This window comes from Pseudomonas sp. PA-4-8C, from assembly GCF_021606625.1.
Lineage (GTDB): Bacteria > Pseudomonadota > Gammaproteobacteria > Pseudomonadales > Pseudomonadaceae > Aquipseudomonas > Aquipseudomonas lactis.
This window is the reverse complement of sequence record NZ_WKCD01000299.1, coordinates 1-6,479: the sequence shown is the minus strand read 5'-3', so window position 1 is coordinate 6,479 and position 6,479 is coordinate 1. Positions and strand designations below refer to the sequence as shown.

At 64.3% G+C, this 6,479-nt stretch carries 5 protein-coding genes; 3 read left to right on the top strand and 2 right to left on the bottom strand.

The window, feature by feature from the left end; all coding sequences use genetic code 11:
* On the top strand, positions 1 to 2,370 hold a 2,370-nt coding region (locus GIW04_RS26445; protein WP_236479350.1), incomplete at its 5' end, for an ATP-binding protein.
* Here the strand turns inward: GIW04_RS26445 and GIW04_RS26440 are convergent.
* Together GIW04_RS26440 and GIW04_RS26435 are read right to left on the bottom strand one after the other, a co-directional pair.
* A complete protein-coding gene (locus tag GIW04_RS26440; RefSeq protein ID WP_120248192.1) occupies positions 2,317 to 3,765 on the bottom strand; it encodes a winged helix-turn-helix domain-containing protein in 1,449 nt (482 codons plus the stop codon). The genes GIW04_RS26445 and GIW04_RS26440 overlap by 54 nt on opposite strands.
* Positions 3,766 to 3,915: 150 nt before the next feature.
* A complete protein-coding gene (locus tag GIW04_RS26435; protein ID WP_003191916.1) occupies positions 3,916 to 4,866 on the bottom strand; it encodes a GlxA family transcriptional regulator in 951 nt (316 codons plus the stop codon).
* A gap of 181 nt (positions 4,867 to 5,047) precedes the next feature.
* On the opposite strand from GIW04_RS26435, the gene GIW04_RS26430 reads away from it, so the two are divergent.
* Entirely contained in the window at positions 5,048 to 5,770 is a 723-nt protein-coding gene (locus GIW04_RS26430) for a pirin family protein (protein WP_094775548.1), read from the top strand.
* Between the two features lie 145 nt (positions 5,771 to 5,915).
* Positions 5,916 to 6,263 (top strand): hypothetical protein, encoded by a 348-nt coding sequence (locus GIW04_RS26425; protein WP_120248193.1) that lies wholly within the window; start codon positions 5,916 to 5,918, stop codon positions 6,261 to 6,263.
* Positions 6,264 to 6,479 lie beyond the last annotated feature (216 nt).

Genomic DNA, 6,479 nt, shown 5'->3' with positions numbered 1-6,479 from the left:
CGCATGATCGGTCGCCAAGCGCTGATCGACGCTCTGGTGCAACAACTGCCGCAGCAACGCTTCATCACCCTGACCGGCGCCGGTGGCATCGGCAAGACCACCGTCGCCCTGCGCGTCGCGGAATTGCTGATCGGGCATTACCGCGACGGTATTCACCTGCTGGACCTGGCGCCACTCAGTGCCGCGTCCATGATCCTGCCCAACCTGGCCGCCCTGCTCGGCCTGACACCGGGCGAGAATGCGTCCCTGGCCAGCCTCGCCCGCAGCCTGCAGGCACGCCAGATGCTGCTGGTGATCGACAACTGCGAGCACCTGCTCGACGACATCGCCCTGATCAGTGAAACCCTGCTGCGCCATGCACCGCACCTGCACATCCTCACCACCAGCCGCGAAGCCCTGCGCGCCGAAGGTGAATATGTGCAGCGCCTTGAACCGCTGGCCTGCCCGCCCGCCACCGGCAACCGCGCCCAGGCCCTGGGTTACCCGGCCATGCAATTGCTGATCGAGCGCGCCATGTCCCACCAGGAGAGCTTTGCCCTCAGCGACGCTGAACTGCCCCTGGCGATTGATATCTGCCAGCGCCTGGACGGCATTCCCCTGGCGATCGAACTGGTGGCCGCGCAAATTGAACGGTTTGGCTTGCCGGGCCTGCTGGTGCAGATGGAAGACAACTTTCGCCTGCTGACCCGCGGCCGACGCAGTGCCCTGCCCCGCCAGCAGACCCTGCGCGCCACGCTCGACTGGAGCTTTGACCTGCTCACGGCGTGCGAGCAAATCTGCCTGCGCCGCCTGGCGGTCTTCCGTGGCGGCTTCAGCCTGGTCAGCGCAGCGGCGGTGATCGCCGGGGAGCAAGTGGCCCCCGCCGAAGTGCTGGGCTCCATTACGCAACTGGTGGCCAAGTCGTTGTTGAACGTGGAAGCAAGCGATGACGAGATGGTCTATCGCCTGCTGGACATCACCCGCACCTACGCCCTGGAAAAGCTCAGCCAGGCCTGCGAACTGCATGCCACACGAGAGCGCCACGCTGCACGCTGCCTGGCGCTGATGGAACAGGCCCAGGGCGACTGGGACCTGATCGCCACACAGCCGTGGATCGACCGTTATGCACCGCTGCGCGAAGACGTGCGTGCCGCCCTCGACTGGGGCTTTGCTGACGACGGTGCGCAGCTGCTGGCTATCCGCCTGACGGTCAGCGCGATGCCGCTGTGGCAAGAGTTGTCATTGCTGCGTGAGCATGGCGGCTATGTGGACCAGGCGCTGGCGCTGATTGGCCAGGTTACCGCGCCCTGCACGCAATTGACCCTGCAGCTGCAATTGGCCCTGGGCAGCCTCTCCTACCACGCCATGGGCGCCGCACCTCGGACCATTGCGGCATTCGAGGGTGCCGCACGCCTGGCCGAGACAACCCAGGACCTTGGCGGCCAGTTGCGTGCGGTCTCCGGGTTGATGGCGGTGAACCTGTGTGCCGGGCGCTACGGCCCAGCGCAGGAGCTGAGCGTGCAGTTCGAACGGCTCGACCCACACACCGAGCCGTTGCTGGGCCTTAGCGCGCAGCGGCTGCGTGCGCTGGGCCAGCATTACACCGGCAACCAGCCGCTCGCCCGGCACCACGCCGAGCAGGTGTTGCAGCGCATGTCCCAAAGCGGTCACGTGAACCGCTTTGCCCTCGGGGTTGGCGTGCAATACGACCAGGGTGTCGCCTCCTTGACCGTGCTGGCGCGGATCCTGTGGTTGCAGGGCTTTCCCGAGCGCGCCTGGCGCACCGCCAGCCAGGCACTGGAGTTGGCCCTGCAGATCAACCACGGCACCTCGATCTGCTACACCCTGGCCCTGGCTGGGGTGGTGATCGCCCGCTACAACGGCGCCGAAGACGACGCCCAAGCCCTGCAACGGCTGCTGCTGGAGCAATCGCACCAGCATTCGGTGCAGTTGTTCCAGACCTGGGCCGGGCATTACGCCGGTATTCTTGGCCACCCGGATTGGCAAGGCCTGGGCCTGATCCAAGACACCTTGATCACCTTCGGCACCCATGCGGTGGATGTGCCAACCCTGGAACGCGCGCGCAGTGGCGCGGCGGGCTGGTGCGCCCCGGAGATTCTGCGGGTGTACGCCTTGCAGCTAGAGGATGAGCACGCCGTCGAAGCACTGTTACTGGAGGCGCTGGGCCTGGCGCACCAGCAAGGTGCCCTGGCCTGGGAGCTGCGCTGCGGCGAATCCCTGGCGCAATTATGGCAACAGCAGGGGCGCATTCAGCTCGCCAGGGACTTGCTCGGTTCAATCCATGCACGCTTCAGCGAAGGCTTCGCTACCCAGGATCTACTGCGCGTGCGCTGCCTGCTCGACGAGTTGCAGGACAAACGGCCGGCCTGAGAACGCCCCCAGGCAAGGCGCGTAGCCTTGCTGCAAACGCTCGACCTGGCGCGGGTCGCGCAGTTGCCCCAGGGCGTAGCTTCGCACGCAGTTGAGCAGGCGATAGCGCGGCTGGCTCAGGCCGGGCTCGACGCTCAGCAGCGAGACGTTGACCAGGCGTGCCAGCAGGTAAGACAGGTCGGCATGTTCAAGCTCCGTACCGGCCACCATGTCACTCAGGCCAGGTAAGGTGACCGCCATCTTGAACAGGCTCAATTGCAGAAACAGCCAGCACTCCGGCAGGCTCAGGCGCTCGTAGCTCCAATCCAGGGCCGCGGTCAGTGATCGGTGACGTTCCACCGCCGTGCGCCGCCCCCGGGCCAGCACTTGCAAACCCGTGCGTACTTGCATCTGCACACCGCCGATGCCCAACGCATCCACCTGGGCGGCCGCCAATTCCAGAGCCAACGGCAGGCCGTCCAGGCGCCGACACAGGTCGCGCAGCGGCGCCAAATCCTGGGGCCGCAAATCAAACCCCTGCTGATTGGCACGCGCGCGCGCCACGAACAGTTGCACCGCAGGACAGGCCATCGCCTGTTCGACATTGGCCGACGGCGACGGCACCGCCAGCCGAGGCACGCGCACCACCCACTCGCCAGGGGCCAGCAAGGCTTCGCGGCTGGTGATCAGCACACTGACGCCAGGCGCCGTCTCGCCCAGCGCACGCAGTAGCTGTCGGCACGCGCCCAGCAGCAGGTCGGCGCCGTCGAGTATCAGCAGTAACTGACGCGAAGCCAGGCGCCGGCCCAGTTCGTTGAAACTATCGGGCGTCGAATGCAGCTGCAACCCCCTGGCCAGGCTACCGAGCAATTCGCTCGGCGCTTGCACAACGGCCATGTCGAGCCACCATACGCCGTCGCGATAACGCGGCAATGCCCGCTCGGCCAGGGCCAGTGCCAGTGTGCTCTTGCCAATGCCGGCCACGCCGGTGAGGGTCAACAAGCGCTGCGGGGCCAAACGCCGCGCCAGCACGCCCACCAGTTCATCGCGCCCCCACACCGGGCTCAGCCGCGCAGCCAAGTTGTGCTGAGGCAGCAGCGTCGGCAGCGCATCTTGCGCCGGTGCGGCGAAGCAGTAACCGCGCTGGGGGTGATTGAGGATCCAGCGTTGGCCGTCCAGGGCGCGACGCAATGCCGCAATGTGCACGCGCAGGTTGCTCTCTTCGACGACGCTGTTGGGCCACACCCGCTCGATCAAGGTCGCCTTGCTGATGAAATGCCCGGGCGCTTCGAGCAGTACCGCAAGAATATCCAAGGCTCGCCCGCCCAGCGGTACCGGCCAGCCGGCCTTGCTGACCAGGCGCTGCTGCCGATGAAAGGTGTAGGGGCCAAAGCTCACCGCCGTAGCATTTTGCATGTCCGTCACAGCGCTGAAACACCCGTGCTTGAGTGCCTGCGCATCCTTTTTCCATGGGCTCGACGCTATCTTGCCAGTTGGCGATGACAGGACAATGCTGGCACGGGGAGCGATACGGACAATCGGGTGCCTGAGACGGACATGCTGTCGTTAACTGAACTGTTGTCGGTATTGGGTAGGGTTCAGCCCGAGCTTTTCGCTGAACAGAAAACGCATATGCCGCACGCTGCCAAAGCCGGCGTGGAAGGCCACGGTCTTGAGCGGCAGGTCGGTGGTTTCCAGCAGGTGCCGGGCCCGGTCGATGCGCGCGCCTTGCAGGAACGCCATGGGCGTCATCTGCACGTCCTTGGCGAACAGCCGCGCAAAGTGGCGCGCGCTCATGCCGGCCAGCTCGGCCATGGACTCGATGGTAAAGGGTTGATCCAGATGCGCCAGCACGTGGTTCTGCACGCGGGTGATCGGAGTTTCCTGAGGCGCCACGGCGGCAGTCATCGGGCTGAACTGGGCCTGGCCGCCCTGGCGTTTCATCACCACCAGCAGCACCTTGGCCACGTCCACCGCCACTTGCTTGCCGTGGTCCTGGGCGACGACCGACAGGGCCAGGTCGATACCCGCAGTGACGCCGCCAGAGGTGATCAGGCGCCCGTCCTGCAAATAGATGCGGTCGGTCTCGACAATGGCGTTGGGAAACGCCTTGATCAACCGCTCGGTGTAGTGCCAATGGGTGGTCACGCGGTGCCCGTCGAGCAAGCCTGCGTGGCCGAGCACAAAAGCGCCGGTGCAGATCGAGCCAAAACGCCGAGCCCGTGGCGCCGCGACTCTCAGCCAGGGCAACAGCGCGGGGTGGCATTCGTTATAGGCGCCGGGGCCGCCGGGCACCAGCAGCAGGTCATAGGCCGCCTGGGCCTGTTCCAACAGCAGATCGGTCTGCACGCTCACGCCGTTGGACGCCCGCAACGGGCCGGGCTCGGTGCCGATGGTCAGGATCTGGTAGTGATCGGCCGCCGGCAAGTAGCGGTTAGCAATCGAAAACACTTCCAGCGGCCCGGCCATGTCGAGCAGCAGGAAGTCCGGGAACAGCGCCATGGCCACGGTTTTCATAAGCGGGGAATGTCCATCGAGAAGGAGTGCGGCGGGCATTATGGCACGACTTTAACTGTCAACCTGAGAGCGACAGTTATTCTATTTTCATCTTCTTAATCAATCACTCGCTAACCATTAACCTTCTTCTCAACGCAAGCGCCCTGCATCTCGCAGCCCGCGCTCACTTGAGGACTGGACCATGCTGACCCTTCGCAAAGCTTCCGAACGCGGCGCCGCCAATCACGGTTGGTTGAAGTCGTTCCACACCTTCTCTTTTGCCAACTACTGGAACCCCAAGGAGCAGGGTTTTTCCGACCTGCTGGTGATCAACGATGACCGCGTCGCCGCAGGCAAAGGCTTCGGCCAGCACCCGCACCGCGACATGGAAATTTTCTCCTACGTGCTCGAAGGCGCGCTGGAGCACAAGGACACCCTGGGCACCGGCTCAGTGATCCGCCCCGGCGATGTGCAACTGATGAGCGCCGGCAGCGGCGTGGCCCACAGCGAGTTCAACCATAGCCAGCGGCATGGCGTGCACTTCCTGCAAATCTGGATCGTGCCCAACGAAGCCGGCGCCAAACCGCGCTATCAGCAAGAGCATTTCACTGAAGCGCAAAAACGTGGGCGCTTGCAGTTGATCATCTCGCCGGAGGGCGCCAACGGTTCGCTGAAAGTGCGCCAGGACGCACGGGTGTACGCCGGCCTGTTTGACGCTGACGAAAGTACCCGCCTGGAACTGGCGCCGGATCGCTACGCCTACGTCCATGTGGCGCGCGGCAGCGTGGAACTCAACGGCCAGCGCTTACAGGAAGGCGACGGTGTACGCGTACGGGACGAACGCCAGATCCGCCTGAGCCATGGCGAAGACGCCGAAGTGCTGGTGTTTGACCTGCGCCCCAACGAACTGCCGCAAATGCCATGACGGCCACAGTGATGGTCCCGCCAGCAGGACCATCGTTGGCATCGATAGTCACCATCAGCGCAATGAAGTTCTCTTAAAAAATGCAACGCGTAACATCAAACCCATGCCAAACGGCACCCAACTAAAACACTCGGAGCACACCATCATGAAACGCCAACTCTTGCTTAGCCTCGCTTTCTCGGTACTCGCTGCAAACGCTTTTGCCCACCCGGTTGTCGCTGAAGGCGGCGCGGATCGCCTGATAGAAACCCGCGTTGCCGAAGGTGGCGCGGATCGCCTGCAAGAACGCGGTCTGGCTGAAGGCGGTGCGGATCGCCTGCAAGAACGTGGCCTGGCTGAAGGCGGTGCGGAGCGCTTGCAAGAACGTGGCCTGGCTGAAGGCGGTGCGGATCGCTTGCAAGAACGTGGCCTGGCTGAAGGCGGTGCGGATCGCTTGCAAGAACGTGGCCTGGCTGAAGGCGGTGCCGAGCGCTTGCTGAGTACCCACGTATAACCCCGCACTGTTGACGGGACACCCCAAACCGGCCTGATCAGCCGGTTTTTTTTCGTCTTCAATTTCTACATCACACTCCCCCCGCAACCACGATGCGAAGCGAGCCGCTCTTGATCTTGATCTGCTTTTGATCTCAGGCGCCCCGTTAAACCACGCTGGCCGGAATTCGACAGGGATTTGGGGGGTAAACCGGCAGGGATGCCGGCTTAGCCGCCC

Bases quoted from the DNA above. Each gene is read 5' to 3' on its own strand.
- GIW04_RS26430 (WP_094775548.1), top strand. From the start codon at position 5,048: ATGCTGACCCTTCGCAAAGCTTCCGAACGCGGCGCCGCCAATCACGGT.
- GIW04_RS26425 (WP_120248193.1), top strand. From the start codon at position 5,916: ATGAAACGCCAACTCTTGCTTAGCCTCGCTTTCTCGGTACTCGCTGCA.
- GIW04_RS26435 (WP_003191916.1), bottom strand. From the start codon at position 4,866: ATGAAAACCGTGGCCATGGCGCTGTTCCCGGACTTCCTGCTGCTCGAC.
- GIW04_RS26440 (WP_120248192.1), bottom strand. From the start codon at position 3,765: ATGCAAAATGCTACGGCGGTGAGCTTTGGCCCCTACACCTTTCATCGG.